This window comes from Nocardia fodinahabitans (genome assembly GCF_052983615.1).
In genome coordinates, this window is record NZ_JBRJJC010000001.1 from 7,008,873 (window position 1) to 7,035,032 (window position 26,160).

The window sequence follows — 26,160 nt, forward strand, 5'->3', positions numbered from 1 at the left end:
GCGCACCGGCGGCGTTGTTCTAGCCGGCAGCCTGTCCGGGTTCCGGGAGTTCGGCGTAGAACTCGCGCAGCGCGGCGGTCACCCCGACCAGCACGCGGTGGGCTGCCGCCAGATCGCTGTCGGGCAGATCCGCCAGCGCCGCCTGGGTGCGGGCGCTGAGCGGTCCGAAGAATCCGGCCGCCACGGCCATGCCGTCGTCGGTGTAGCCGAGGTGGACGCGCCGCCGATCGGTGGCATCGGGCACCCGCTCCAGATGGCCGGATTCGATCATCCGCTCGACCAGGTAGGTCACCGCGGGCGCGGAGACGCCCATGAGTTTGCTCAGCTGACCCGCGGTCACCGGCGCGCCCTCGGCATCCGCGGTCGCCACGTGCATCAGCGCGCGGAAGTCATTCGGGCGCAAGTTGTTCGAGCGCGCGAAGACGTGGCCGATCTGTTCCGAAACCGCGGTCAGCGCGCGCAGGTCCCGGGCGATCTCGGTCTGAAGCCCGGTCCGGTCGACGGCCGGACCGGGCTTCGCGATGTCCTCGCCCACGCGCTGTCTCCTCTCACTGTCCGGCTGCGAGTTTAGCGCCCGGCCCCCTCGTCGTTGCTCAGTAGTTAAGTTTCTGAAATAGTAATCCCGTGATGCGAGACAGCGACGGAAATGGTTGGGACCGGTTCGCGGGGCTGGTCACCGGTCGGCGATCGTGGGCGGTGCTGCTGGCCGTGCTCGCTGCCGCGGTGGCCGTGATGGCCCTGGCGGGCGGCAACGACAGCGCGGGGCAGGCACCGGTGTCGCTGCCCGCGTCGGCGGAATCGGCACAGGCCGCCGAGGCCGCCGCGCAGTTCCCCGATGCGGGGACCGCCACGGCGATCATGGTGGCCACCCGCGTCGACGACGGCGTGCTGACCCCATCGGACCTCGCGGCGCTGGATGCCGCGCTCACCCGGGCCGGGGTGCCCGCGCCCGAGGGGCCGCGGGTCGTGCCCGCGCCCGACGGGCGCGCCGTTCTCGCGCAGATTCCCGTGTCGGCGGAGCTGAACGGTTTCGCGCTCACCGACCGGATCGCCGAGCTGCGCGGCGCGCTCACCGCCGAACTGCCGGAACCGCTACGCGTGCAGGTGACCGGCGGGCCGGCCTTCGGCGCGGACATCGCCGACTCGTTCTCCGGGGCGAACACCTTGCTGCTGCTGGTCACCGCCCTCGTGGTGATGATCCTGCTGATCGTCACCTATCGCTCACCGGTGCTGTGGCTGGTCCCGTTGACGGTCGTCGGCCTGGCGGACCGCGTCGCCACCAGTGTGGGCACCCTGCTGGCCGAGCTCACCGGCCTCACCTTCGACGGGTCGACCTCCGGCATCACCAGCGTGCTGGTCTTCGGTGCCGGAACCAACTACGCGCTGCTGCTGGTGTCGCGCTACCGTGACGAACTGCATCGGCACGTGGACCATCGGGTGGCCTTGCGCGCGGCGGTGCGCCATGCCGCGCCCGCCATCGTCGCCAGCAATATCACGGTCGTGCTCGCACTGCTGACCCTGCTGCTCGCCCTGTTGCCCAACACCCGCAGCCTGGGCGCGTTCGCCGCGGCGGGACTCGTGGTCGCGCTGGTCTTCGTCCTGGCGGCCTTGCCGCCCGCCCTCGCGCTGTGCGGGCGCCGGGTCTTCTGGCCGTTCGTGCCGCACGCGGACGGGCGCGATACCGCCGAGCACGGCGTGTGGTCCGCCGTGGCGACGCGGGTGGTCCGACGTCCAGGGGTGGTCGCCGGTGTCGCGTCGGTGATCCTGGTGGTGCTCGCCGCCGGGCTCGCGACCACCGACATCGGACTCTCGCGCACCGAGCAGTTCCGGGTCGAGGCCGAATCGGTCGACGGTCTCGAGACCATGGCGCGGCACTTCCCGTCCGGCTCCTCGGACCCCGCCGTGGTGATCGCGCGGACCACCGCCGACGCCGCCGTGCGTCAGGAACTCGAAGGTGTGCAGGGTGTTTCGCGTGCCACGGTGACCGGCGTCGCCGAGGTCGGCACCACTCGGTGGTCGGTCGTGCTGGACGCGGCACCCGGCTCGGCGGAGGCATTCACCACCATCGAGGCGATCCGGTCGGCGGTCGGCGCGATACCGGGTGCCGAGGCACTCGTCGGCGGGTCCGATGCCGAGGCGCTCGACATCCGCGATGCCGCACGCCGGGACCAGGCGCTGGTGATCCCGTTGATCCTGGCTGTCGTCCTGCTGGTCCTGCTGGTGCTGTTGCGGGCCGTTCCGGCGGCCGTTGTGCTCGTCGGGGTGACGGTGCTCAGCGCGCTCGCGGCGCTCGGCGCGGGCAGCTGGATCAGCGGCACGGTGTTCGGGTTCCCGGCCCTGGACACCAACGTTCCGCTGTTCGGCTTCCTGTTCCTGGTGGCCCTGGGGGTGGACTACACGATCTTCCTGGTGACCAGGGCCCGCGAGGAGGCCGGCACGTACGGCACCACCAGGGGGATGGTGCGTGCGGTCGCCTCGACGGGCTCGGTGATCACCAGCGCGGGCATCGTTCTCGCCGCGGTGTTCTGTGTCCTGGGCATCCTGCCCCTGATCACGCTGACTCAGCTGGGCATCGTGGTCGGTTTCGGCATTCTGCTGGACACCTTCGTCGTGCGGACACTGGTCGTCCCAGCGCTGTTCGCGCTGCTGGGCGACCGGGTTTGGTGGCCGTCGTCGCCCGCGAAGGCCGACGACGCGCGCTCCGAACCGATCCACGCCACGTGAGGCCACTGCCCGGGAATCAGGGGTTGTGCGGCAAGGACGCCAGGTAGTCCCGGAAGTCGGTGGCCTGGTGACCGGTGAGGGCCGGCACCGCGTCGGAGACATGGGCGAGATCGCCCTGGGCGATCGCGGTGTAGGTGCTCACCCAGCCGTCGACTTCCCACCGGGGCGCGTCATAGCTCGCCCGCGTGGCGTACGCCTCGTCGACAGTCTGATCGACGAAACGGTAAGGGCGGCCGAGGACTTCGGTCATCTCGGCGGCGGCGGTCGGCAGCGTGAAGGCGCGCGGGCCGGTGAGGTCGAAGGTCTCGCCGGTGTAGGTGGTCGAGGCGAGCACGGCGGCGGCGCAGTCGGCCACGTCGGTACGGGTCACCGCGGCGACCTTGCCGTCGCCGGCCGGACCCGCGATCACGCCGTCGGCATCGGCGAAATGCGGGATGATGTCCTGGTACTGGTTGTCGCGCAGGAACGTGAAGTCCAGGCCGGACTGCCGGATGGCCTGCTCGGTGTACCAGTGATCGCGGCCGAAGGTGAACGTGCAGTCCGGCGCCGCGCCGACGAACGACAGATACACGATGCGCCGCACACCCGCGCTGCGGGCGGCGCTCACCACCGTGGACTGCTGCGCGGCGCGATCGGCGCTCTCGGTGGCAGAGACGAAGAAGAAGGTCTGCACGCCTTCCAGCGCGGGTGCCACCGTGTCCGGATCGGCGAAATCGATGACCGCCGTGCTCGCGCCCGCGATCGACGGCAGGCGGTCGAGATTCCGGCCGAGCAACCGCAACGGTGCGCTCGAGTCCGCGAGCAGCCGGGCGACGCGCCCGCCGATCTGTCCACTGGCCCCTGAAATCGCAATGGTTTCCGGCATCCGCCCAGGCTATTGCACCCGCGGCGCGCCGGAGGGACGCGCCGGTCGCCGTGTCGCGCTCTGCGGTTCGGCCGCGCGGATGGTGGAATCTGCGGGTGCGTGTACCGAGCGGGATCGCCGCCTTCGCCGCGGTCGTGATCATGACCATGCCCGCGCTCGTCGCGGCACCGGCGAGCGGAGCCGTTCGCGACACCGCCTGCGGATCGACACTGTCCGCCGGCGACATCGCCGAGATCGTGCGACTCTCGGACACCTCGACGATCATCGGCGCTGATGGTCTCGCCCGCCTCGAGGACGCTGTCGCCCGTCATCACCGGATCACCGAGATCCTGGTCGAGCACCGAGATCTGCGCGGCCTGTTCGCGATCGGGCTCGACGGCGTCGAATACGCGGCGGTCATGCCGCTGCAACGGGATCCCGGCGCGTTCGCGAATCGTGACTACGCGCACGCGATCAGCACCGAATTGCTGCGCCGCTTCCTCGACAATCTCCATGCCGAATTCACCGGCGGCGTCGCCGAGCCCCAGTGGGCGCACTACTTCGCCCTCGCCCAGGACTGCGGGGCCTCCCGCGCCCGCACCGCGATGGCAGGCTACAACGCCCACCTGACCGTGGACCTCACGTATTCGGTTGCGGCCGTGGGCAGCCGACCGGAGAACGCACCGGACTATTTCGAGATCGTCGCCGCGATCGCCGCCGCAGGCGACCTCATCGTCGACCGCACCAAGGCGGCCTACGGCGCCGACCTCGGCCCGCTGTGGCGGTTCTACTTCGTCGGCGAGGGCCTCGACCAGCTCTTCGGCGCGGGTGTCGCCACCGAGCAACTGCTCATCGCCGCCGACCTCAGCGCCAACACCGTCATCTTCACCAACGGCCTCGCCCTCCAGGACCCCGCTCTCGCCCCCGCGGTGCGCACCGAGATCACCGCCCTGTGGCAGGCCGCCGACCTGGCTTTCGAGGCGCTGGCCCGGATCAACGCCCTCTGAGGCCGGCGGGAGTTCGTCGGCACTTCCTTCGCACTGTGGTTGTCGCGCATCTTCACGACGCTGCTCATCCTGCGCTCGGCCGACGACGGTCCTGCCGGCGCGAGGTCAAGGCCCAAACCACGCTCCAGGAGGGCGGTCACGGACTGGGCCACACCATCCTTCACGGCGAGAGTGCGGCGAGATCACCCGCGCGGCGGCGATGCCGGTCGAAGCGAAGGTCAGCTGCTGATACCCATCGCTGACAGATCGCGCCGTAGGGTGCCGATCTCGAGTAGTTCGTGGATCCACGTCGGTGCGGTGATTCGGTGGTGTGCCATCTCCCGGACCGTGGTGGCGGCGACCGCGGCGGTGGCCAGCGATTGTCCACAGCCGCTGGCCCAACGCGACGGCCCGTCGGCGCCTCGCGCGAGCACAACCCATCTGTCGCCGCCGGGCATTCGATGCGGAACCAGCGCCCGTAGCGCGGGTGCCCAGGTGAGTGCTGCCAGCCCGGCGGTGGCGAGGCGGGAGTCCAGTCTCAGGTAGGTGCGGACAGGGACCGCGAATTCGCGGGTGAGTCGGTGCTGGTCGACGAAGTCGGCGCGCAACGCGGGAAACGGTCGGTATCCCGCCTGTTCGGGAATCGTGAATTGTGCGGGTTCGGTGAAGTTGCGGATGTTGGTGCCGTCGGGGTCGGGGAAGTGCTGTCCCAACAGCCGGTAGGTCCAGGCGGTGGCGGCGGCGCCGTGGTGTTCGCCGGAACCGAGCCCGATCATGATGTCGACGGGGCCGGGGTCGCGCGAGAGCACGTCGACGGCGAGCAGCGTTGTCAGGCCGGGCGCCAGTCCGACTCCCAGGACGACCGGCCCCTCGACGTGCTCCAATGCCTGCACGTAGTCGGAGGTCGCGGAGATCTCGAGGAACACGATCCCGCGACAGGCGCACTCCTCGGCGAGCCGGACGTCTTCGACGCCCGCGCAATTCACCACGATCGAGACTCCCTCCAGCGCGGAGATGACACTGTCCATCATGGTGACGTCGAGTACCCGGTCCGCGCGAGCCGCATCGCGTCCGGCCGCGAGCACCGGAACTCCTCGTGCGCGTAGTAGCCGTACCAGGTGAGCTCCGACGGCTCCATATCCACCCAGGACGAGCACGCTCATCGGGCCTCCTCGGGTGCGGGCGCTTCGATGGAGTCGACAGGTGCTGAGGGGAGCAACTGCAGGGTGAGCGCGTCGGTGGCCCAGGACGCCCACTCGGCATCGGTCCAGCCGCGGTGGTGGACGAGCAGGCGGTAGGTCTCGGGGGCCAGTGTGGCGAGGGCGATGTCGGCGGCACGGGCAGCGGTGATGCCCCCGCGCAGCTTCGTCTTGCCGGTGAGGGCCTCGGCAAGACGAAGCTGGATCAGGTGACGCTGGGCGACGTTGGTTTCCCAGATCTCGGCGAGTTCCGGGTCGGTCGCCGCGGCCGACCGAATCACCTCGAGCAGCGAGCTGACGCGAGCGAAAATCGTTGCCGCCGCCGCGACTTGAAGCCGGATCTGCTCGGCGGGCGCCGCCGCCAGCGCCTCGGTGAACCAGGGACGGTCCATGGTGGCGACCGGTTCGGTGTCGCCGGCGATCTCGACGTCGAGTAGCTCGGACAGGATCGCACGCTTGGTGGCGAAGGTGAAGTACAGCGTCTGCACTGCCATGCCGGCCTGATCGGCGATGGCCTTCATCGTGGTCGGTGTGTAGCCGCGGGTGGTGAACAGTTCCCGTGCCGCTGCCAGCATCTTTGCTCGGTTGGCCGTTGTCCTGGCCGCTCGCACGCCGGTGTTTCTGCCTGTCATGCCCCGCATCCTACTTGACTAGAGCGAAACTCTAGTGGAATCTGACTGTAGTAACGCTCTAGTGAAAGAGGTTTGTGCTCATGCCGAGCAAGGGTGTACTCGCGGCGAAGGACCGGCTGGTCCTGCTGTTGATCACGATGGTCGAGCTGGTGGTCTTCCTGGACACGACCGTGCTGAATGTGGCGCTGCCCAGCATCGGCGCGGACCTCGGGCTCGACGAAGCGGGATTGGGCTGGGTGACCAACGCCTACCTGCTCGCCTTCGGCGGATTCATGCTGCTCGGCGGGCGCGCCGCCGATCTGCTCGGACCACGCCGGGTGTTCGCGGGCGGACTCACCGTCTTCACGGTGGCGTCCGCGCTGGCCGGATCAGCGCCGACCCCGGCGATCCTCATCGCCGCCCGGGCGTTGCAGGGCCTCGGCGCGGCCGTGATCATCCCCGCTCAACTGGCACTGCTCACCATGACGTTCACCGAACCCGCGGCACGCAACCGCGCCTTCGGGGTGTGGAGTGCGATGGGGGCGGCAGGCGCGGCCATCGGCACCGCGGTCGGCGGACCACTCACCGATCTGTTCGGCTGGCCTTCGATCTTCCTGATCAACCTGCCCGTCGGTGTGCTGGCGCTGGCCTACGTCCGAGTGCTCCCACCGGATCCGGCGCCGTCCGTCCGGGCCCTGCGTCGGCTCGACGTGCCGGGTGCGATCACCGGCACGGCGGGGCTGTTGATCACCGGATATGCCATCGGCGCCCTCGGTGACGAGTCGATGCGCACCGCGGCGTGGGGTCTGCTGGTGACCGGGCTCGCGCTGCTCGCGGGCTTCGTAGTTCTCGAGGCGCGCAGCGCACATCCACTGATGCCACTGCGGCTGTTCGCCATTCGCCAGGTGAGTGGGTCGGCCGTGGTCAACGCGCTGGTCGGCGCGGCGCACGTGCCCACCTTCGCCCTGCTGGCGCTGTACCTGCAGAACACCCAGCACTACAGTCCGACCGTCTCCGGCCTCGCGGTGCTACCGGTGGCCGTGGTGAACATCATCGTCTCCCGCACGCTGATCCCGTACGCGCTGGATCGGCTGGGTGCCTGGCGGGTGCTGGCTGCGGGCCTCGGGCTGCAGGCCCTGGCCATGGCCTGGTTCGCTCGTCTGCCCGAGCACGGCAACTACCTGATCGACGTGCTGCCCGGTGCGGTACTGCTCGGCATCGGCCTGCCCGCCGCGTTCGTCGGCGTCACCGTCCCCGCGGTCACCTCCGTCGACAAGGCCGACGCCGGGATCGCGGCGGGCATCGTCAACACCGCGCAGCGTGTCGGATCGGGGATCGGAGTCACGACTGTTCTGCTGATCGCCGATGTGGTGGCTCGGCGATCCGCGGCAGTCGACGCCTACCGGACCGGCCTGAACGTCGCCTTCGCGGTCGCCGCCGCACTGGCCGCGACCGGCGCCGTGCTGACCATTGCCTTGCTGCGCACCAGTCCGGTCCCGGACGCGGAGCCGAAGTCCGAAACCCCCGCCGTAATGAACGATTGATAGGAGAACCCCGATGGCAACCGAGAAGCGTGGCTTCCAATGGATTCGTGCCGAGATCGAACGACTCGATCCGGAGGTGGACAGTGCACGGATCGTGAGATTGACCAGCTGCCAGCTCCTCCCGAAGAGCCTGCTCGTGGTGCACTTGTTCTATACCGTCGGCTTCGTCCGCTTCGCCGGTCCGCCGGTCTCGGCGGACTCGGTGGACCGCAACGGCACCGGGATGCTCTACGAGCACGGAATCCGGCGCGCCGACGAAACCATGTTCCACCTCTTCTCCTGGGCCGACGACGGGGTGTCCAGCCCCACCAGCATCGAAAGCCTCCGCTACGTGCGGAATCGGCACTCCGGCGTCGCCCGCAACTGGCCGATGCCCATGCATACCTTCCAGCACAGCGCTGCCGTCTTCACCCTCATCTACGACCGGCTACTGCGCCATGTCGCCGGAGCTCCCGGACTGAGCGAGAATGAGCGCCGCGCCCAGCTGATCCACTGGCGCAGCGTGTCCGAGCACCTCGGTGTCACCGATATCCCGGATACCTGGCGCGACATGGAACAGCTCCTCGAATCCTACGAATACGGCGCAGAATTCGCGTATTCGCCGGCCGGCCAACGACTGGCGAAAGCACTCATCGACCAGTTCGCGACCCGCTGGTTCCCGCGGCCACTGCGCTGGTTCGGACGCTGGCTGGCGTTGGCGTTCTCCGAAGAACACGTCCTCGACACTCTCCGACTCCCGCGGCCGCCCAGCGCGTTCAGTTACGCGGTGCGCCGCCTGGCCCGATTCGCCGTGTTCGCGAAACGCCACCTGCTGCCGGATCCGCGTGAGGTGTTCCGGCTCAGCGACATCGTCGCCGAGCACAAGTACTCAGCGCTGGTCACACCATCCACACCGCGATCGCCGGATTGGGCTTCGAACCATCGGTGCAGTGCGGGGTCGGCCGAGGTGTAGTGCAGGATCGCACCGGCGGGCAGTTCCTCGTAGCGAACGGTGATGCGACTCGCGCCTGCCCGGAGTTCGGCCAGTCCGACCATGCGACTGATCGTGCTCTTGGTCAGTCGCAGGATCATGCCGAGTTCGGACTGGTTGATCGGTTGCCGCGCGACCAGTTCGGTCAGCGCATGCGCTGGGGATCCACAGATCCGGGCTGCCCCGGCCATGGCCAGAAACAAAACAGCCCCGGACAACGGGTGAACCGTTGTCCGGGGCCGATTTTCGAGACAGGGGTCAGCCCGCGGTCTGCTCCTTGCTGCGGATCTCCACGATCGGCAGCACCAGCGCGGCGGGCGCGCCCGCGGGCACGGCGGGGTGCTGCGGGGCGACCGGTTCGATCCGGGTGTATCCGGCGTTCTGCTCGGGGCGGGTGTCGACCTCGCCCTTGTTCGGCCAGTAGGCAGCCGCGCGCTCGGCCTGGGCGGTGATGGTCAGCGACGGGTTCACGCCCAGGTTGGCCGAGACGGCGGCACCGTCGACGACACTCAGCGTGGGGTAGCCGAAGACGCGGTGGTAGGCGTCGATCACGCCGTGCTCGCGGTCGGCGCCGATCGCGGCACCACCGAGGAAGTGGGCGGTCAGCGGGACGTTGAACACCTCACCCCAGGTGCCGCCCGCGACACCGCCGATCTTCTCCGCGACGCGGCGGGTGACATCGTTGCCCGCCGGGATCCAGGTCGGGTTCGGTTCGCCGTGGCCCTGCTTGGAGGTCAGCTTGCGCCCGCCGAACAGGCCACGCTTGGTGTAGGTGGTGATCGAGTTGTCCAGGTGCTGCATCACCAGCGAGATGATGGTGCGCTCACTCCAGTTCTTCACGCTCAGGAAGCGCAGCAGCAGCAACGGATGCAGCAGCGCGACGCCGAGGAAGCGCAGCCAGCGCGGGACCTTGCCGCCGCCGTCGACCATCAGGGTCTGCAACAGGCCCATCGAGTTGGAGCCCTTGCCGTAGCGCACCGGCTCGATGTGGGTGTCGGGCGTCGGGTGGATCGAGGAGGTGATCGCGACACCCTTGGTGAAGTCCTGGCCGGGTGCGAGGGTCTTGGTCGCCGCGCCGACGATGGACTCGGAATTGGTGCGGGTCAGCAGGCCCAGCTTGTCGGACAGGTTCGGCAGCACGCCCTGATCGCGCATCGAGTGCAGCAGCTTCTGCGTGCCGAGCGTGCCCGCGGCCAGCACGACCTGCCCGGCGGTGAAGGTCTTGGGGTCCTTGCGGACCCAGGCGCCGGTGCGCTCGGTGGCGATATCCCAGGTGCCGTCGGGCAACGGGCGCAAGGCGTTGACCGTCGTCATCGGAATGATCTGTGCCCCGGCCTTTTCCGCGAGGTACAGGTAGTTCTTGACGAGGGTGTTCTTGGCGCCGAACTTGCAGCCGACCATGCAGTCGCCGCACTCCACGCACCCGGTGCGCTCGGGACCGGCACCACCGAAGTACGGGTCGGCCACGGTCTTGCCCGGCTCACCGAAGAAGACACCGACCGGGGTCTGCACGAAGGTGTCGCCCACGCCCATGTCCTCGGCGACGGCCTTGAAGATCTCGTCGGCGGGGGTCATGTGTGGGTTGCGCACCACACCGAGCATCTTCTGGGCCCGCTCGTAGTACGGGGTGAGCTCGGCGCGCCAGTCGGTGATCTCGCGCCACTGGGCGTCCTGGAAGAACGGCTCCGGCGGCACGTACAGGGTGTTGGCGTAGTTCAGCGAACCACCGCCGACACCGGCGCCGCCGAGGATCAGGACGTCGCGCAGGGGGTGGATGCGCTGGATGCCGAAGCAGCCGAGCTTGGGCGCCCACAGGAATTTGCGCAGGTCCCAGCTGGTCTTGGGCAGCTCGTCGTCGGCGAACCGGCGACCCGCCTCGAGAATGCCGACCTTGTAGCCCTTCTCGACCAGGCGCAGCGCGGTGACACTGCCACCGAAGCCGGAACCGACGATCAGAACGTCGAAGTCGGTGGTGCGATCGGACATACGAGGGCTCCTCGATCGGTGTCGACAGTGACGTCGGTAACGCTAACGTCGACAGCCAGAGCTGTCAAAGTCCGCCGCGGGCGGCCCTATGCTGGTCGGGTGCCTCGATACACCCGAGCCGAACTCGCCGACGTCAGCGGCGTCGCGGCGCGCACGATCCGCTACTACCACTCGCTCGGCGTGCTGCCGAAACCCGGCCGCGCGGGCAAGGAGGTCGTCTACTCCGACGCCCACCTGGATCGGTTACGCGACATCGTCGCCATGCAGGCCCGCGGGCTGCGCTTGGACGCCATCCGCGAGGTGTTCGACGCCGAGCCATCGCCCGGTGCGGGCGACTGGCGCACGCTGTTCGATCCGCGCGCCGTGCAGGCGGGGGAGCGCGCGGTGATCGTCGATGACGCCGAGCTGATCGACCTGCTCGGCGACCGCGGCACCGATGTCCTCGCCGAGCTCATCGGCGCCGGCTATCTCGAACGTCGCGACGATGCCTGGTTCGTGCCCGACCGCCCGATGCTGAAGGGCGCGCTCGTGCTCTACGACGTCGGCACCGACATCACCCTCAGCGGCGTCCTGCGCACCCTGATCCGGGAACGCATCGCCGAGCTGGCCGACGACGTGGTGCGCACGGTGCGCGCCGCCGCGGGCACCGGCTACGGCGGCGAGGACATCGGCGTCGATCTGAGCCGGTTCCGCGAGCAGTTCCTGGCCATGGCCTGGGAGGTCGGCGGCGCGACCTTCGCCGCGGAGATCGAGCGCGCGGCCGCCGTCGAGTCTGCCGACGACACAGCCGTGCGGCGGCGATGGGACCATGCCGCGGGTGCGCGATGATCGGGGGATGAGTACCGACCGACCGGGACCGCGGGCACTGGCGCGCGCCCAGACTCTCGCCGACATCAAACGGATCGGCCGCGAGCACCTCGCTTCGCAGGGCGCGGCCGCGTTGTCGCTGCGTGCCGTCGCCCGTGACCTGGGTGTCGTGTCGTCGGCGGTGTACCGGTACGTGCGCAGCCGCGACGAATTGCTGACATTGCTGGTCGTCGACGGATACAACGCGCTCGGCGACGCGGTCGACGCGGCACTGGCCGAGGCGCCCGACGACGCGGCGACGCGGTTCCGTGTGGTCGCCCGGACCGTCCGGACCTGGGCGCTAGCCGAGCCCGCCTGGTACGGATTGCTGTTCGGCACCCCGGTGCCCGGGTATGCGGCGCCCGCCGAGGACACCGAGACACCCGGGATCCGGGTGATCGCGACGCTGCTCGGCATCGTCGACAGCGCCTTCCAGGCGGGGGAGCTCAGCGCTCCCACCGTTGAGCCGGTCGTGGCACCGGCCACGTCGGCCGATTTCGCCGCTATCCGCGGGCAATTCGGCATGGCCGCCCCGGACTGGTTGATCGTGGCCGCCCTCACCACCTGGACGACCCTGTTCGGCGCGGTGAACTTCGACGTCTTCGACATGTACGGCCGGGATACCTTCGCCGATCGGGCCGAAGTGTTCGAACTCCAGGTCGACCAGATGCTGCGAATGCTCGGGTTCACCCAAGTAACCGTGAACTAGCCATTCGGTCCGGTGTGGCGGACCGCCTACTGTGGACCGGTCGGTACCGTAGCGAACGAGGTGATTCCGACGGTATGTGGAACGAGAGATGTGTGTACGGCGATGTCGACCGGTGTCGCCGACGAACGGGAGTGCCGGAATGAATCCTCGCGAGGAGATGTTGCGCCGCGTCCGTGACGGGCTGCTGGACCTACCCGACGACGAGCGACGGGTGCCCATGCGCCGGACGTCGCGGCACGGCGGTGACGTCGATCCCGCCGAGCGGGCCGCGGTCCTGGCCGCGTTCGCCGAACGGTTGCGCGAACACGGCTCCCTCGTCCGTACCGTCGACCTCGCCGGCCTGCCGACCGCGGTCGCCGAAGTCCTCTACGGCATGAGCGTGCGCTCGGTCCTGGCCGCGGTCGAACCGGGCCCGGCCTGGCTCGACCACTGGGCGAGCGCCCCGGGGCACGAGGTCCTCCACCGCGGCTCGGGTATCTCGGACTCCGGCGACGCCGTCGTCCGTGACGCGGTGGCAGGCGACGCCTCGACCGGCACGCTCGCTCTCGACGTCGACGGTGGCCCCGACGTCTCCGAAGTCGTCCCGCAGGTCTGTGTCGTCCGCGCCGACCGCGTCTTCGGCTCCCTCCCCGACGCCCTCGACCGCCTCGACCCCCGCCGCCCCCTGGTCTGGCTCGGCGGCCCCGGCGACGCCGACCTGGCTCGACAGCTGATCGTCCTCCTCGTCGAATAAGCGCCGTCGACGCTGGACTGTTCGGCGGGCGCGTCGCTTCGGGTCGCGACTGCCGGCGGGTGCGATCGGCGGTCACAAGTCGGTGTGGCGGGTTGTGTGGGACTGTAAGTCTCAGTTATCCTCGGGTCAGCCGGTGTGACGACGCTTACAGCGCCGCCGCCGGACGCGAACCGAGGAGGCACCGATGACGCTGACCGAATCGAGCCGTGGCGGACTCATCACCGAGGAGTACCGAGATGCGCTGGCGACCCTCTCGCAGGGGTCCGTCGACCGGCATTTCGATCCCTACCTCGACATCGACTGGGATTCGCCGGAGCTCGCCCTTGACCCGGACGACGTGCGCTGGGTTCTGTCACCCGACGTCGACCCGCTGGGTGCCACGCAGTGGTACCGCGACCAGCCGCTGGATCGGCAGATCGCGATCGGCAAATGGCGAATCGCGAACACGATCAAGGTCGGCGCGGCGTTCGAGAGCATCCTGATCCGCGGAATGATGCAGTACATCATGAAGCTGCCGAACGGCTCGCCCGAGTTCCGGTACTGCTTGCACGAGATGACCGAAGAGTGCAACCACATCCAGATGTTCCAGGAGCTGGTGAATCGCATCGGTGTGGACGTGCCCGGCATGCGCCCGATGTTCAAGGTGCTCTCGCCGCTGATCGGCGTCGCAGGCGGCTACGCCCACACGATCCTGTTCATCGGCATCCTCGGTGGCGAGGAGCCGATCGACCACTATCAGAAGGCCGTCATCCGCGAGGGATCGTCGATGCCGCCGATGGTGTTGCGCACCATGGAGATCCACATCGCGGAGGAAGCGCGGCACATCTCCTTCGCCGGCGAATTCCTGGCCGCGCACATCAACCGGATGGGCAAGTTCAATCGCGGCGCGTGCTCGGTGGCGTTCCCGATCGCCATGCGCTGGCTGGCCGGGGAGATCATGGCGCCACCGCGCTCGTTCGAGCGTGAGTTCGGCATTCCCCGCGAGGTGATCGAGCAGGCGTTCTGGAAGTCGGAGCACTCGAAGCAGATCCTGTCGGGCTACTTCGGCGACATGCGCAAGCTGGCCGACGACCTCGGCCTGATGAACCCGATCGCCCGGCGGTTGTGGCGGACGCTCGGTGTCGGCGGTCCGGCCTCGCGCTACCGCAGCGAGCCCGAACGAGGCCATCGCCGGGTGGCCTGACGGCGGGTCAGCCCGTGGCGAGCTGCGTGATGATCTCGACCAGCTGCTGGTCGGGGTCGAGGGTTAGGCCGTGGCGGCGGGCGACACCGTCGACCACGTGCCAGGCGTAGGAGGCGACCTCCTCGATCAGCTGATCCCTGGTCAGCACCGGATTCGGGTCGTTGGCCCAGCGGGTGACGGTGGCCTCGGTCATCGACACGATGGCGAAGGTCATCGTGTCGGCCGCGCCGTCGTCGGTCACACCGACGACGCCGGCGAGGCCGGTGACCAGCGCCCTGGTCGACGCCGCGATGGTGCCGATCAGCGCGCTCATCGCGTCGACCTCGGAATCGTCGTCCGACGGACCGGTGCGCAGGAACTCGTGCAGCCGGGGGTGGTCCTCGATCCAGGTGACCACGGCGCCGACCGTCCGCACGAGAATGCTGTTGATGGACCCTTCGGCGATATCGAGCGCGTCTTCGATGTCGCCGACGAAGCGATCGGCGATCTCGCTCCTGATCCGCCGATCGAGCTCGTCGCGGCCTGCGAACTGCCGGTACACCACGGACTTCGCGAGGCCGGCGTTCTCGGCGATCTGGATGATCGGCACCTCGACGCCGGCGGGCGCCCGCTCGAGCAAGTCGACCGCCGACAGCACGATCCGCTCCCGGCGGCTGTCGTTGTGCGGCTGCCATCGGGCTTGTCTGCCGCTCACGGCGCTGGCGGGGCGTGACGTTGCGCTCGACACCCGCCCGAGTGTAGAGCACCCGGGACACGCGGAAACCGCTACCGAGGGACCGACACGGGATCGGTGCAGCTCGTCGTCGCGTCGACCAACGAGCACGGGACCGGCGGGCGGGTCGGGCGGTAGTCCGCGGGGACGCCGCCGCCCGCGGTGATCGCGCGGTAGGCGGCGACCGCGTCGGTCGGGGTACGGGTCAGCGTCGGGTCGGTCAGCACATCGACCGTGTACAGACCGAAACGTGGTGTGTAGGAACCCCATTCGTAGTTGTCGGTCAGGCTCCAGTAGTTGTAGCCGATGAGCGGGATGCCGTCGGCGACCGCGCGCTGCAGCCAGTAGACGGTGTCGCGCAGCGAATCGGCGCGGGTGTATCCGTCCGCGCGCGGGAGGCCGTTCTCCGTGGGGATGCCGTTCTCGACGATGTAGAGCGGCTTGCCGGGGAAGCGGCGTGCGTAGTGGTCGAGTGCGTAGTAGATGCCTTCGGATTGCAGTGGCAGCGTCCAGAGGCGGTCGAAGTCGGGGACGGTGAGCTGGGTGGGGGCGAGGCCGTAGTAGTAGTCGATGCCGATGTAGTCGAGGCGGGCCGCGATCCGGTCGAGCAGTGGCCCGCTGACCGCGTCGTCGACGCCGGGGATGAAGGCGATATTGCTGGTGACCTGAGCGCCGGGCTGCACGGCGTGGATGTAGTCGTAGATGCTGTTGTGCGCCTGGGCGATCCGGTCGCCCATGGCGGGGACGTCGGCCACGCCGATTCCGCCCCGGCGCACTTCGTTGACGAGGTAGAACGTGGGCTCGTTGAAGGTCACCCACAGTGGGTCGGCGCCGGCGAACCGATCGACCACGACCCGCGCGTTCGCGAGCCAGTTCGGCACGATCTCGGGATCGCGCCAGCCACCGCGATCGGCGGCCCAGCCCGGATAGACCCAGTGATCGAGGGTGAGCATCGGGCGCATGCCTGCGTCGGTAATCGCGCCTACCACGTCGTCGTAGTAGGCGAGTGCGATCTTGTCCCAGACGCCCGGCTGTGGCTGTACCCGCGCCCACTCGATGCCGATGCGGTACACGCGCACACCGAGATCCGCAGCGAGGGCGATGTCGGAGCTGTACCGCGTACGGAAGTCCACCGAGTTCAGATACGGGTCGTGGGTGGCACCGGAGGCGGCGTAACGACGCCAATTGCTGTCCGGCGCATCACCTTCGGCCTGGAAGCCGGAAGCGGCTACACCCCACAGGAACTCGGGTCCGAGGGGAGTGAGCTGTGCCGGTGCCGGTGGGCGGGCGAGGGCGGGGGAGGGGCTGGTCGCCAGGAGTGCCGCGGCGGCGAGGGCGACTGTGGCGAGGAATCGGCGACCGCTGGGGGAGGGCATGACACTCGCTCCTGGAAGAAAGGGTGGGGGAGTGGTCCAGTGTGCGTCATCAGGACGACGGATTCCGGGAGTCACGCCGGTGCGGCGCCTGAAGAACTCGAACTCCTATTTATGACATGTGGTTACGTAGATATGCGCATCTACTTATGAATCCTCGCCTTGGGAACACTACAGCTCACAACTTCACAAACATGTCCATCCGAAACCACCACTCACTCGCACAGACGAGGAGAGGGCCGACGACGTCCGCATGGCGCGGCGCCAGTCCGGGTGAGTGAGTGAGTTGCCTCTCAGCGGCGTGTTCCGAGTCGAGGTATCGGTTTCGCTCGAGCCAGGATTCGATGATGGCGTGGAATCCCTTACCTGCCCTCGCACGAAAATTCGCGGCACAGCCCTGGGTGATGCGCGGCGCCGGCATCGTGCTGCCGACCGAACGACTGCTGCGCAGGCTCAGCGGCGGCCGGTGGGGAGTGCTGGACCTGGCCGGGCTGCCGTCGATCGAGGTCACCGTGGTCGGCCGCAAGTCCGGCCGTCCCCGCACGACCTCGCTGCTGTGTGTACCCGACGGCGACGGTTTCTATCTGGTCGGCTCCAACTGGGGCAAGCCCGATCACCCGGCGTGGTCGGCGAACCTGCGGGCGGCGCGGACGGCTTCGGTGCGCTACAACAGCAGCGCCGCGTTCCCGGTGACGGTCGCCGAGATCACCGGGGTGGAGCGCAAGCGCGTCTGGGACCAGGCCGTGGAGTTCTGGCCCGGCTACGAGATGGAGTTCGAACGGTCTGGTGGCCGCGAGTTCCGCATCTTCCGCCTAGACCGTATCGCTGACTGATCGGAAGCCGCCGATCTTCTCCTCGAGCAGTTCGGCCAGCCGCAGTGGGGTGCGGTCTTCGAACATCGGACCGATGAGCTGCACTCCCACCGGCAGACCTGTGGGGGACCGGCCCGCGGGTATGGCGGTGGCGGGCAGGCCGGGCATGGTGGCCACGCCGGCCCAGACGAGCTGATCGAAGTACGGGTAGCGGACGCCGTCGATGTCGATGTGCCGGTTCTCCAGACCTCCGTTGTGGTCGTGTGGGAAGGCGGGCGTCGGCGTGACGGGGCACACCACGGCGTCGAACTCGGCGAAGAGCTGCCGCCAGCCGTGGCGGTGGAGCTCGCGACGGTTGTTCACCTCGACCCAGTCGCGGTGGCTGAGCACCATGCCGCGCAGTCGCGCCGCATCGAGACTCCGGTCGTTCGCGCTCAGGCCGGCGGCTCGGGTCTGTAGCTGTTCGTACACGTCGAGGGGAAGACTCGCCGCGGCGTTCGACAGCATCAGCTGCATGTAGAGCGTCGCCGCTTCGGTCGGATCGGGCAGCAGCGGGCTGCGCCGTTCGACGTGGGCGCCCTCGTCGACGAGCGCCTCGGCGACCCGGTTCACGGCAGCCCGCACCGCCGATCCGGTCGCGATGAACGGATGGTCCTCCAGGATCAGGACACGGAAGTCCGACAGCCGCTCGTGGCGCGCGGTCGGCAGTGCCGCGTGGTAGGCGATGCCGTGGGTCAGCGGGTCCGGTCCGGCCATCACGTCGAGCAGGAGCGTGAGGTCGCGCGCGGTGCGTGCCATCGGGCCGACGACGGCGAGGTCGAGGTCGATCGGCAAGGCCGGCGTGGGCGGCGCGACCATGCCCCGGGTCGGTGCCAACCCGAGTGTCGGCTTGTGCGCGTAGACACCGCAGAAATGCGCGGGGGTGCGCAGCGAACCGGCGAGGTCGGAGCCGATGGACAGCGCGCCGAATCCGGCCGCCAGGGCCGCCGCCGAACCGCCGGACGAGCCACCCGACGTGCGGCTGTGATCCCACGGATTGTTGGTGGTGCCGTAGATCTCGTTGAAGCTCTGGATATCTCGCATGCCCCAGGTCGTGGGCAGCCCGGCGATGTTGCAGGACTCCTTGACCGTCACCGGAATGCCGAGCAGTGGCCGGTCCTCGCCGCGGGCGCGCGCCTCATCGGCACGGTGCGCCGCGGCCAGCGCGCGGTCGAAGTCCGGTACACAGATCGCGTTGATCATCTCGTCGGTGCGCTCGATACGAGCAATCGCCTCCTCGGTCAGTTCCACCGAGGTCACTTCACCGGCACGCAACGCGGCCACAAGCCTTTCGGCCGCGAGAAAACTCCACTCCATGAATCGGACGGTAGCGTCCGCAGTGATCGGACTCCCTGAGTGAAGGACATGAAATGCCGATCCGCACAATGGGATAGACGTCTCACCATCTATCCACCCTTGTGTAATTCATTCTGGCTGACCGGTGGCATGGGAGTATTTCGAACATGCGGCGGCGCCGGAGCGGTATCGCCGCCGTGCGGTATTCGCTGTGGGGTGTCACCCATACCGGTCGACGTGCCCGACGGTGACGAACCCGAGTCGTCGGTAGATCTGTTCTCCGTCGGGCGAGGCGGTGAGTATTACGCGATCCGGGTCCGCGTCGAGTGCGAGCTCGAGCGCACGCTGGGTGAGCGCGGTGCCGATCCCTCGCCCGCGGTGATCGGATCGCGTGACGATGTGCTCGATCGATGCGCCCGACGCGCTGGTCACGACGGCGGCGCAGCCGAGTACTTCGCCGTGCTCACGCCACAACAGGTAGCGCGTCGATGCGAGTTCCAAGCCCTGACACAGGCCCGCCACCAATGCCTTCGCACCAGCGGCACCCGACCAGAGGGCCGCCCACTCCGCGAGACCGGTCTCGTCGGTGACTTCCTCGATCCGCGCGAGCTCGCGTGGATCGAGGAGCTGATGCGCCACGGTGTCGGTGTCCGCGAAAACCATGAGCGGCTCGGTTTCGAACAGCGCGAGGTTCTGTTGCGCCAGTAGCTCGGGAACTTCCGGAGGGTCGATTTCTCGCCAGAAATGCCAGGACGCAGGGGCGCCGTCGAACAGGTCCCGCAACCGCTCGATCTCGCGGGGAAGATCACCGCCGAGTCGCAGCACCGCGTTCAGTTCGTCGCTGGGAGCGCCGGTGCGAAACCAACTCGACGCTTCGCCGCCTCTGGATTCATGCGCTCGCACCACATGGGTGGCGACGTAGGTGGTTACCGCGTCGACGTAGCAGTGATGGTTGCCCGGTCGGGTCATTGTCGTCCCTTCTCGACATGTGGCGACCGAACGCCCGGAAGCCGCGAAAACCGACTCATTATCATCGCCGTCAGAGGCCGAGTTTGGTGACGGCGTTGTCCTCGAGCGGGTTCGCGGTGCGGATGTAGCCGTGCACGGTGCGGGGGTTCGACCAGCGGCCCTGGCGCATGATCTCGCGGTCGCTGGCGCCGCCCAGCGCGGCCTGGGTGGCGAATCCGGCGCGCAGGGAGTGGCCGGAGAACAGGTCGGGGTCGAGGCCTGCGCGGGCGGCATAGCGTTTGACGAGTTCGGCGACCGCTCGACCGGACAGCGGGGCCGCGCCGATGGAGCCGTGCCGGTTGATCGTGGGGAACAACGGCCGGTCGGCGTCGGTGCCGAGTGGGGTGCCGGTGAAGCCGTGACAGCGATGGATCGTGGTGTCGGGCACGGGGTGTTCGGCTGTCCAGGCGCGGGTGCCGAGGTCGCCCGCCGCCGCGTGCACTTCCAGGAGCCGGACCCAGTCGGCGTAGGCGCAGATCGGGCAGGTGCGCGGATGCTTGCCGCGCGGCAGTGCGATGCGCTGTTCGGCGACGCCGGTCGGGTCGGTCTTCGTGGTCGGCAGGTGCACGACGAGCAGTGGTTCGCCGGTGGTGTGATCGGTGCGCACATGGACGTCGCTGATGCGCAGGCCCGCGAGCTCGCTGCGCCGTAGTGCGCCGGCGAAGCCGACCAGCAGGGCGAGGGCGTCGCGGCGGCGGGCGGGTTCGGTGGGCCACTCGGGGGCGGGGAGTTCGGCGAGCAGTTGATCGAGGGTGTGCAGCAGGACGGGGCGTTTGCGGGTCGGCGGGGTGCGGCGGGTGCGCCGGATACCGCGCAGGGTCAGCCGGACGACGTCGGAGCGGGTCGGCGAGGGCAGTCCGTTGGCGGCGTGCACGGCGGCGATGGCGGCCGACTTGCGGTCCAGTGTCGCGGGGCTGAATGCCCAGGCGCCGTTGTCGCGGCGGGCGTCGGCGGCCGCGGCGAGATAGACGGCGACGTCGAGTGGGTCGGCGGGCAGTGCCTGCCGGTGCTCGGCCGCGCACCAGCCCGCCCAGGCGATCCAGTCGGTGCGGTAGGCGCGCAGGGTGTTCGCCGACTGGGAGGCTTCGAGGTAGCGGCGCAGGGCGTCGGCCTGGTCGTCGTCGAATCGTTCGCGGACCAGCCGCAGTGCGGCGGTGTCGACGAGGACGCTGCGCACGCCGCGGCGCAGTTCGGTCCGTACCTGTTCGGGAAGGACGACCGCTGCGTCGTTGCCGCTCACGTCGCCACTCCTCGCGTGAATCAGTCTGTCGCCGATGACTCCTGGCGTCCGAGCCTAGGTCATCGGCGGACCGTCACGGCATCTCGGCCAGTTCGGCGAGCTTGGTGTGGATGTAGGCGGCGAGCCGGTGCCGGGCGGCGGTGGTGAGGAAACTGGTGTCGCCGAGTCGCGGAAAGTGGTCGTCGACCTGGTCCGCGGGGGTTTCGGGGGCGCCGGCGGGTTCGTCGACGAGTGCTAGGCGTGCCGGATGTTGCTGGGGGAGAGGAACATTCGGCACATCCGGATCGGTGTGTGCTGCTCCGTGACGAACCATGTCTGAACCCTAACGTTTTGATTACGGCCGTGGCCAACACGGTGGGCCCTGGAGTGATAACCGCCACGTTTTCAGAGTTGGTGGGTGGGGGCCCGGCGCGCGGTTCGTCGGCGGTGGTGGTACCCGCCGCGAGCGGGTGGCCGTACGGTCGGGGCATGGTTTCGTTGCGTGGCTGGGCTTCCTTTCCCGACGAGCTCCCGGACTTCGACCCGGACTCGGCATCGCCGGCACCGCACGAGCTGTTCCGCGCCCGTCGAGGCCGAATTCTGGCAGGCGAGTCACGACCGACGGCACCTCCGACTGCGATACCGCCGGGCGGACGACACCTGGGTGCGCGAGCGTCTGTGGCCGTGAGGTTCGTCGACGTCAGGACGCGCGGGCGGTGGGGTTCTCGGCGAGGGCGGCCTCGCTGACGTAGCCGGCGACCGGGCTCAACCGCAGGACGGTGGGCATCCGGCGGGTCAGGGCGGCGGGCCCGGCGAAGCTCACCCGACCGGTGCGCTGGGCGTGGGTCAGCGGCATGCGGCCGAGCCAGACCTCGTAGAGGGCGGCCACGTCGGCGATGATGGCGACATCGACGGGGTAGCCGGGATCGGTCTCACAGACCGAAGGCGTGGAACCCTCGACCACGATCCAGAATCGGCGGACATCGTCGGTGAACCGGACCTGCAGGACATTGCGCCTGCCGGGGAAACCGGAGGTGTCGACGCGGGTGTGCATCCACCACACGAGCAGGGCGGCGTCGAGTTCCTCGTGCCGCGGGGCGCTGAAGGTCCAGCGGGCACCCCACTCGCCGAGGCCGAACAGGATCGGTTCGAGCTGGGTGCCCGCCTCGGTGAGCAGGTGGTCGGCGCCGATCTTGTCGAGCAGCCCGGCGCGTTCGAACTGGCGCAGCCGTTTGGCGAGCAGGCTGCGGGACAGGCCGGGGAGACCGCGGGCCAGGTCGTTGAAGCGGGTGGTCCCCAGGTAGAGGTCGCGCAGGATGAGCAGCGACCAGCGTTCGCCGAGCACGTCGAGCGCGCGGGAGATCGGACAGTACTGGCCGTAGCCTGCGGTCGTATCGGTCATGGTCACCTCACCGACGGGGGTCCATTTCCTGGACCGGGAGAGTCCACTTTCTGGACTATCCGGTTATCGCGGCGCTTCCTACCTTCGAAACATGACTTCCACGATTTCCGACACCACGTCCCGCACCGACCGGCTCGCGCTGGCCCGCCAGATCGGTGAATCCCTGCGTTCGGAGGTCCCCGAGCGGGATCGCACCGGCGAGATCTCCGTCGCCGCTTTCGACCGGCTCCGCGCCGACGGACTCTCGGCGGCGCTCGTCCCGGTCGAGTTCGGCGGTGGCGGTGCCACCCATCAGGAGATGGGGGAGATCCTGCGGGAACTCGGTCGCCATGATCCGTCGACCGCCGTCGCCTTCGCCATGCATTCGCATCTGGTGGCCGCGCAGGTGTGGCGGCACAAGCACGGCGTCGACGCGTCGGCGGTGTTCGCCAAGGTGGCGGCCGGCGCGATCCTGGTCAGCACCGGGGCGTCGGACTGGGTCGATTCCAACGGCACGGCGGTGCGGGTCGACGGCGGTTATCTGGTGAGCGCCAGGAAGGCACCGGCGAGCGGCTGCGAGGTCGGTGACGTACTGGTGACCAGCGTCCGTTTCGACGATCAGGTGCTGCACTGTGCCGTGCCGATGAGCGCGCCCGGCGTCAGCATCGACAAGACCTGGGATTCGTTCGGTCTGCGCGCCAGCGGATCGCACACGGTGGTGCTCGACGAGGTATTCGTCGCGGATGCCGCGGTGTCGATGATCCGTCCCGCCGGTGCCTGGCCGCCGGTGCTGAATGTGGTGATCGGGGCGGCACTGCCGTTGGTGCTGGCGGCTTACCTCGGTGTCGCCGACGCCGCCGTCGACCTGACCGCCCGCATGCTCGAAGGCCGCACCGAAGCGCACACGGTGCAATCGGCAGGCGAGATGCTCAACGCCTACACGACCGCCGCGGATCTGATCACCGCCATGTTCGCCGACTCCGAGGACCTGGCCTTCGCCAATACCGACGCCTACGCGGCGCGCACCCTGAGCCGCAAGACCGTCGCCGCCGACGCGCTCATCACCACTGTCCGCCTGGCCATCGAAACCACCGGCGGCGCGGGCTATTCCCGCGCCTGCGACCTCGAACGCCTCTACCGCGACATCCACGGCTGCCAGTTCCATCCCCTGCCCCGCGCCAAACAGACCCGTTTCAGCGGCCGGGTCCTGTTGGGCCACAGCCCGATCTACTGATCACGCTATGTCCCGGTGGGCGGCCAGGGCGATCGCGTCTTCTCCCGCACGTGGATCTCGCGGCGGGCGAGCGCACCGGGCTGTTGGAGTCCGGCGGAGTCGACCGTGTCGGCAACTGGCTACGCCGACAGTCGGAGTGCTTCGGGGATGACGGCGAAGGACTGGTGCAGGCGTTCGAGGAGATCGTCTCGGCCACCGCCGGCGTCGGCGGCGGCGGCGACCCAGCCTCGGCCGGCGATGCTCCAGGCCGTGGTGGTCAGCTCGGCGAGGACGCGGGGGCGCAGGTCGCCCTCGGGGAGCGCTAGTGTGTCCGAGAGCTGTTGTGCTACTCGGGTTTCCACGCCGGATCGGGTGTAGTCGAGGTGACCGAGCAGGCTGGGGGCGGTGAGGACCAGTTTGCGGGTGGCGACGTAGCGAGCGTCCCAGTCGTCCGGGAGCGCGGTGACCGCGTCGGTGAGGATGTCGCGTAGCGCGGTGAGCACCGGGCCGGTGAGGTCGCAGTCGGTCAGGGCGTCGAGATAGCCCGTCCACAGCTCGGTCTCGGCCTCGACGGCCACGGCTTCCTTGGTGGGGAAGGCCCGGAAGAAGGTGCTGCGGGAGACCTCTGCCGCGTCGACCACTTCCTCCACGGTGGTCGCGGCGAAACCCTTCTCGGTGAACAGCCGTAGTGCGGCGTCGGCCAGAGCGCGGCGGGTGCGGAGCCGTTTGCGTTCGCGCAGCGGCAGAGCGCGGTCGTCGATGGGCATGCCGGAATCGTAGCTCGATACGAACCTCGGGCACGAAAGAAACTCAGTCGAAAGTGACACTTGCGCACGGCTGATACTCAGTGTCAGAATTGTTCACGGCAACGAGCGCCACCCCGAACAAGGAGATCGCAATGAACACCACCGTCCCGGCCACCCTGAACCCGTCGGTCATCGGCCAGGCCGAGAAGCACCACACGGCGATTCTGGCCCGCGCATTGGCAGGCACCACGCTGGACGAGAAGCAGTGGATCGTGCTCAACCAGGCGCTGGCCGCCGGCGCACCGGTCGCTCCGGACGCTCACGTCTCGTGCGTCGCCGGCATGACCCAGTGGAATCCCGCCGACGTCGAAACCGCCCTGACCGCACTGCTCGACAGTGGCCTGCTGCAAGCGACTTCCGATGATCTCGTCGAGCCCACCGCAGACGGCACCGCCATGGTCGCCAAGGTCCGCGCCGAATCGGGCGCGATCGTGACCGCCGCCTACGGCGCGGTCGCCCCCGAGGATCTGGCCACCGCAGCCCGCGTGCTGGCCACCATCACCGCCCGCATGTCCGAGGAACTGGCCCGCGCCTGAACTGGCTGTCGATCGATCCGAACACCCGAATGGAGAAGGTTTCACACCATGTCCAGCAGAACCACCAACGTCGGCATCGCGGTCTCGGTCATCGCCGCGGCACTGCTGCTCACCAGCTGCAACGGAACAGCCGCCGACACCGGCCCGTCCTCGGGCACCACCGTCGCGGCCGCGAGTACGACCGAACCAGCTCCGACCACTACCCCGGCAACGCTCAGCCCCTCGATCATCGGCCAGGCCGAGAAGCACCACACCGCAGTCCTGACCCGCGCATTGGCCGGCACCACACTGGACGAGAAGCAGTGGATCGTGCTCAACCAGGCACTTGCCACCGGCGCACCGGTCGATCGGGCCGCCCACGTCACCCGCATCACCGGATTGACCCAGTGGAATCGCACCGACGTCGAAACCGCCCTGACCGCACTGCTCGACAGTGGCCTGCTGCAAGCGACTTCCAGCGATCTGATCGAGCCCACCGACACGGGTACCACGCTCGCGGACAAGGTCCGCGCCGAATCCGGGAAGATCGTGGCGACAGCGTACAGCGCCGTCGCGCCGGAGGACCTGGCCACCGCAGCCCGCGTGCTGACCACCATCACCGCCCGGATGGCCGCCGAACTCGCCCACCGCTGAACCGAATTCCCGACCACGCCCGCCGTTTCCCGTGCCGTCTCATGAGGTGCGCGCGCAGTGATTCCCCGCGGCCGAGGCCCGGGTGTCGGATCGCCCCTGCCGAGCGTCCTTGACCTGAAGATGGGTTGAGCTTTTAGTGTCCGAATCATGAGCGAGAATCGGAGTGCAGAGACGGTAGCGGTCGCAGTTCTGGGGTCGATCTGACCGACGGCCCGTCGGACGAGGCAAGGGCGACTGCGCAACTGGTGACCGAGTCCGGCGCGGACCATCTGCACGGGCAGATCATGACCATCGCTCCGGTCATCGGATCACCGGACGCGGTGGTGTTCTACGGTGGACCACGGGAGGTGTTCGACCGACACGAATCCCTGCTGCGGGTCTTCGGCGGCCGCCCGACTCTGGTGTCCGCCTACCCGGGTGCGGCCGTGCTGTACGGCATGGCCGTGCACGACATCATGTGGGGCCTGCTCAACGGTTTCCTCCACGCCGCGGCACTTCTCGGCGACGCGGGGATCCGGATCGACGACTTCCAGCAGCGCGCACAGCCTTCGCTGGCGGCGCTGTCGTCCCTGTTCCCGATGCTGGCGGGCGAGATCGACCGCGCGGAGTTCGCGACTCCGTTCGGCGCGCTCGAACACCACCTGCCCTCCCTCGACGACCTGATCGCCGAGAGCCGGGCCCGGGGGATCGACGCCGATCTGCCCGGCTACACCAGAGCCCTCGTCGCCGAGGCTATCGACGCGGGGTACGCCCACGACAGCTACGCACGGCTGGTCGAACGCTTCGGCAAGGGCTGA

Annotated in this window: 27 protein-coding genes; 14 read left to right on the forward strand and 13 right to left on the reverse strand. The window is 68.9% G+C overall.

Annotated features, from left to right (window positions below):
* Positions 1-19: 19 nt before the first annotated feature.
* Positions 20-535, reverse strand: a complete 516-nt coding sequence (locus tag NV348_RS33005) for a MarR family winged helix-turn-helix transcriptional regulator (RefSeq protein ID WP_447150395.1) — start codon at positions 533-535, stop codon at positions 20-22.
* Between the two features lie 92 nt (positions 536-627).
* Between NV348_RS33005 and NV348_RS33010 the strand changes: the two genes are divergently transcribed.
* Positions 628-2,724 (forward strand): MMPL family transporter, encoded by a 2,097-nt coding sequence (locus NV348_RS33010; RefSeq protein ID WP_447151207.1) that lies wholly within the window; start codon positions 628-630, stop codon positions 2,722-2,724.
* A 16-nt stretch (positions 2,725-2,740) separates the two neighbouring features.
* Here the strand turns inward: NV348_RS33010 and NV348_RS33015 are convergent, their stop codons facing one another.
* Positions 2,741-3,589 carry an SDR family oxidoreductase gene (locus tag NV348_RS33015; RefSeq protein ID WP_447150396.1) on the reverse strand — a complete coding sequence of 283 codons (849 nt, stop codon included), beginning with the start codon at positions 3,587-3,589 and terminating at the stop codon, positions 2,741-2,743.
* Positions 3,590-3,684: 95 nt separating this feature from the next.
* Here NV348_RS33015 and NV348_RS33020 point away from each other — a divergent pair, with 95 nt between their 5' ends.
* Positions 3,685-4,575 carry a DUF5995 family protein gene (locus NV348_RS33020; RefSeq protein ID WP_447150397.1) on the forward strand — a complete coding sequence of 297 codons (891 nt, stop codon included), beginning with the start codon at positions 3,685-3,687 and terminating at the stop codon, positions 4,573-4,575.
* Positions 4,576-4,793: 218 nt separating this feature from the next.
* Here NV348_RS33020 and NV348_RS33025 read toward each other — a convergent pair whose 3' ends face one another.
* Positions 4,794-5,717, reverse strand: coding sequence for an NAD-dependent epimerase/dehydratase family protein (locus NV348_RS33025; RefSeq protein ID WP_447150398.1), 924 nt, complete (start codon positions 5,715-5,717; stop codon positions 4,794-4,796).
* Positions 5,714-6,385 (reverse strand): TetR/AcrR family transcriptional regulator, encoded by a 672-nt coding sequence (locus NV348_RS33030; protein ID WP_447150399.1) that lies wholly within the window; start codon positions 6,383-6,385, stop codon positions 5,714-5,716. The genes NV348_RS33025 and NV348_RS33030 overlap by 4 nt, the downstream gene beginning before the upstream one ends.
* Before the next feature lie 80 nt (positions 6,386-6,465).
* Between NV348_RS33030 and NV348_RS33035 the strand changes: the two genes are divergently transcribed.
* The gene (locus tag NV348_RS33035; protein WP_447150400.1) at positions 6,466-7,908 is read left to right on the forward strand and encodes an MFS transporter; all 1,443 of its coding nucleotides are present in this window, start codon (positions 6,466-6,468) and stop codon (positions 7,906-7,908) included.
* Positions 7,909-7,921: 13 nt separating this feature from the next.
* A complete protein-coding gene (locus NV348_RS33040) occupies positions 7,922-8,860 on the forward strand; it encodes an oxygenase MpaB family protein (protein ID WP_447150401.1) in 939 nt (312 codons plus the stop codon).
* Positions 8,861-9,136: 276 nt separating this feature from the next.
* Here NV348_RS33040 and NV348_RS33045 read toward each other — a convergent pair whose 3' ends face one another.
* Positions 9,137-10,864, reverse strand: coding sequence for a GMC oxidoreductase (locus tag NV348_RS33045; protein ID WP_447150402.1), 1,728 nt, complete (start codon positions 10,862-10,864; stop codon positions 9,137-9,139).
* A gap of 99 nt (positions 10,865-10,963) precedes the next feature.
* Here NV348_RS33045 and NV348_RS33050 point away from each other — a divergent pair, with 99 nt between their 5' ends.
* The 4 genes from NV348_RS33050 (at position 10,964) to NV348_RS33065 (ending at position 14,335) form a co-directional block, all read left to right on the forward strand.
* Entirely contained in the window at positions 10,964-11,692 is a 729-nt protein-coding gene (locus NV348_RS33050; RefSeq protein ID WP_447150403.1) for a MerR family transcriptional regulator, read from the forward strand.
* A 7-nt stretch (positions 11,693-11,699) separates the two neighbouring features.
* On the forward strand, positions 11,700-12,419 hold the full coding sequence (locus NV348_RS33055; RefSeq protein ID WP_447150404.1) for a TetR/AcrR family transcriptional regulator: 720 nt from the start codon (positions 11,700-11,702) through the stop codon (positions 12,417-12,419).
* A 139-nt stretch (positions 12,420-12,558) separates the two neighbouring features.
* The gene (locus NV348_RS33060) at positions 12,559-13,152 is read left to right on the forward strand and encodes a hypothetical protein (protein ID WP_447150405.1); all 594 of its coding nucleotides are present in this window, start codon (positions 12,559-12,561) and stop codon (positions 13,150-13,152) included.
* 184 nt (positions 13,153-13,336) lie between these two features.
* Positions 13,337-14,335, forward strand: a complete 999-nt coding sequence (locus NV348_RS33065) for an AurF N-oxygenase family protein (RefSeq protein WP_447150406.1) — start codon at positions 13,337-13,339, stop codon at positions 14,333-14,335.
* A gap of 7 nt (positions 14,336-14,342) precedes the next feature.
* Here the strand turns inward: NV348_RS33065 and NV348_RS33070 are convergent, their stop codons facing one another.
* Complete coding sequence (locus NV348_RS33070; protein ID WP_447150407.1) at positions 14,343-15,062, reverse strand: TetR/AcrR family transcriptional regulator; 720 nt, start codon at positions 15,060-15,062, stop codon at positions 14,343-14,345.
* 38 nt (positions 15,063-15,100) lie between these two features.
* Entirely contained in the window at positions 15,101-16,423 is a 1,323-nt protein-coding gene (locus NV348_RS33075; RefSeq protein ID WP_447150408.1) for a family 1 glycosylhydrolase, read from the reverse strand.
* 344 nt (positions 16,424-16,767) lie between these two features.
* On the opposite strand from NV348_RS33075, the gene NV348_RS33080 reads away from it, so the two are divergent.
* The gene (locus tag NV348_RS33080) at positions 16,768-17,253 is read left to right on the forward strand and encodes a nitroreductase family deazaflavin-dependent oxidoreductase (RefSeq protein WP_447150409.1); all 486 of its coding nucleotides are present in this window, start codon (positions 16,768-16,770) and stop codon (positions 17,251-17,253) included.
* Here the strand turns inward: NV348_RS33080 and NV348_RS33085 are convergent.
* From NV348_RS33085 to NV348_RS33100, 4 genes are all read right to left on the reverse strand, one after another.
* Complete coding sequence (locus tag NV348_RS33085; protein WP_447150410.1) at positions 17,233-18,588, reverse strand: amidase; 1,356 nt, start codon at positions 18,586-18,588, stop codon at positions 17,233-17,235. The genes NV348_RS33080 and NV348_RS33085 overlap by 21 nt on opposite strands.
* 198 nt (positions 18,589-18,786) lie before the next feature.
* Positions 18,787-19,536: a GNAT family N-acetyltransferase gene (locus NV348_RS33090; protein WP_447150411.1), complete on the reverse strand. Its 750-nt coding sequence runs from the start codon at positions 19,534-19,536 to the stop codon at positions 18,787-18,789.
* Between the two features lie 70 nt (positions 19,537-19,606).
* Positions 19,607-20,815 (reverse strand): site-specific integrase, encoded by a 1,209-nt coding sequence (locus NV348_RS33095; protein WP_447150412.1) that lies wholly within the window; start codon positions 20,813-20,815, stop codon positions 19,607-19,609.
* 73 nt (positions 20,816-20,888) lie between these two features.
* Entirely contained in the window at positions 20,889-21,128 is a 240-nt protein-coding gene (locus NV348_RS33100; RefSeq protein WP_447150413.1) for a hypothetical protein, read from the reverse strand.
* A 168-nt stretch (positions 21,129-21,296) separates the two neighbouring features.
* On the opposite strand from NV348_RS33100, the gene NV348_RS33105 reads away from it, so the two are divergent.
* Entirely contained in the window at positions 21,297-21,482 is a 186-nt protein-coding gene (locus tag NV348_RS33105; protein WP_447150414.1) for a pyridoxine 5'-phosphate oxidase C-terminal domain-containing protein, read from the forward strand.
* Positions 21,483-21,494: 12 nt separating this feature from the next.
* Here the strand turns inward: NV348_RS33105 and NV348_RS33110 are convergent, their stop codons facing one another.
* Entirely contained in the window at positions 21,495-22,196 is a 702-nt protein-coding gene (locus NV348_RS33110) for a winged helix-turn-helix transcriptional regulator (RefSeq protein WP_447150415.1), read from the reverse strand.
* Between the two features lie 91 nt (positions 22,197-22,287).
* On the opposite strand from NV348_RS33110, the gene NV348_RS33115 reads away from it, so the two are divergent.
* A complete protein-coding gene (locus NV348_RS33115; protein ID WP_447150416.1) occupies positions 22,288-23,409 on the forward strand; it encodes an acyl-CoA dehydrogenase family protein in 1,122 nt (373 codons plus the stop codon).
* 119 nt (positions 23,410-23,528) lie between these two features.
* Here the strand turns inward: NV348_RS33115 and NV348_RS33120 are convergent, their stop codons facing one another.
* Positions 23,529-24,155: a TetR/AcrR family transcriptional regulator gene (locus tag NV348_RS33120; protein WP_447150417.1), complete on the reverse strand. Its 627-nt coding sequence runs from the start codon at positions 24,153-24,155 to the stop codon at positions 23,529-23,531.
* Between the two features lie 131 nt (positions 24,156-24,286).
* On the opposite strand from NV348_RS33120, the gene NV348_RS33125 reads away from it, so the two are divergent.
* The 3 genes from NV348_RS33125 to NV348_RS33135 all read left to right on the forward strand — a co-directional run bounded on the left by NV348_RS33125 (position 24,287) and on the right by NV348_RS33135 (position 26,160).
* Positions 24,287-24,730 carry a winged helix DNA-binding protein gene (locus NV348_RS33125; protein ID WP_447150418.1) on the forward strand — a complete coding sequence of 148 codons (444 nt, stop codon included), beginning with the start codon at positions 24,287-24,289 and terminating at the stop codon, positions 24,728-24,730.
* Between the two features lie 48 nt (positions 24,731-24,778).
* Positions 24,779-25,363 (forward strand): winged helix DNA-binding protein, encoded by a 585-nt coding sequence (locus NV348_RS33130; protein ID WP_447150419.1) that lies wholly within the window; start codon positions 24,779-24,781, stop codon positions 25,361-25,363.
* Between the two features lie 245 nt (positions 25,364-25,608).
* The gene (locus tag NV348_RS33135; RefSeq protein ID WP_447150420.1) at positions 25,609-26,160 is read left to right on the forward strand and encodes an imine reductase family protein; all 552 of its coding nucleotides are present in this window, start codon (positions 25,609-25,611) and stop codon (positions 26,158-26,160) included.

Coding starts and splice junctions, on each gene's coding strand:
- NV348_RS33010 (WP_447151207.1), top strand. CDS start 628: ATGCGAGACAGCGACGGAAATGGTTGGGACCGGTTCGCGGGGCTGGTC.
- NV348_RS33015 (WP_447150396.1), bottom strand. CDS start 3,589: ATGCCGGAAACCATTGCGATTTCAGGGGCCAGTGGACAGATCGGCGGG.
- NV348_RS33025 (WP_447150398.1), bottom strand. CDS start 5,717: ATGAGCGTGCTCGTCCTGGGTGGATATGGAGCCGTCGGAGCTCACCTG.
- NV348_RS33030 (WP_447150399.1), bottom strand. CDS start 6,385: ATGACAGGCAGAAACACCGGCGTGCGAGCGGCCAGGACAACGGCCAAC.
- NV348_RS33035 (WP_447150400.1), top strand. CDS start 6,466: ATGCCGAGCAAGGGTGTACTCGCGGCGAAGGACCGGCTGGTCCTGCTG.
- NV348_RS33040 (WP_447150401.1), top strand. CDS start 7,922: ATGGCAACCGAGAAGCGTGGCTTCCAATGGATTCGTGCCGAGATCGAA.
- NV348_RS33045 (WP_447150402.1), bottom strand. CDS start 10,864: ATGTCCGATCGCACCACCGACTTCGACGTTCTGATCGTCGGTTCCGGC.
- NV348_RS33055 (WP_447150404.1), top strand. CDS start 11,700: ATGAGTACCGACCGACCGGGACCGCGGGCACTGGCGCGCGCCCAGACT.
- NV348_RS33060 (WP_447150405.1), top strand. CDS start 12,559: ATGAATCCTCGCGAGGAGATGTTGCGCCGCGTCCGTGACGGGCTGCTG.
- NV348_RS33065 (WP_447150406.1), top strand. CDS start 13,337: ATGACGCTGACCGAATCGAGCCGTGGCGGACTCATCACCGAGGAGTAC.
- NV348_RS33075 (WP_447150408.1), bottom strand. CDS start 16,423: ATGCCCTCCCCCAGCGGTCGCCGATTCCTCGCCACAGTCGCCCTCGCC.
- NV348_RS33080 (WP_447150409.1), top strand. CDS start 16,768: ATGGCGTGGAATCCCTTACCTGCCCTCGCACGAAAATTCGCGGCACAG.
- NV348_RS33085 (WP_447150410.1), bottom strand. CDS start 18,588: ATGGAGTGGAGTTTTCTCGCGGCCGAAAGGCTTGTGGCCGCGTTGCGT.
- NV348_RS33090 (WP_447150411.1), bottom strand. CDS start 19,536: ATGACCCGACCGGGCAACCATCACTGCTACGTCGACGCGGTAACCACC.
- NV348_RS33100 (WP_447150413.1), bottom strand. CDS start 21,128: ATGGTTCGTCACGGAGCAGCACACACCGATCCGGATGTGCCGAATGTT.
- NV348_RS33110 (WP_447150415.1), bottom strand. CDS start 22,196: ATGACCGATACGACCGCAGGCTACGGCCAGTACTGTCCGATCTCCCGC.
- NV348_RS33115 (WP_447150416.1), top strand. CDS start 22,288: ATGACTTCCACGATTTCCGACACCACGTCCCGCACCGACCGGCTCGCG.
- NV348_RS33120 (WP_447150417.1), bottom strand. CDS start 24,155: ATGCCCATCGACGACCGCGCTCTGCCGCTGCGCGAACGCAAACGGCTC.
- NV348_RS33125 (WP_447150418.1), top strand. CDS start 24,287: ATGAACACCACCGTCCCGGCCACCCTGAACCCGTCGGTCATCGGCCAG.
- NV348_RS33130 (WP_447150419.1), top strand. CDS start 24,779: ATGTCCAGCAGAACCACCAACGTCGGCATCGCGGTCTCGGTCATCGCC.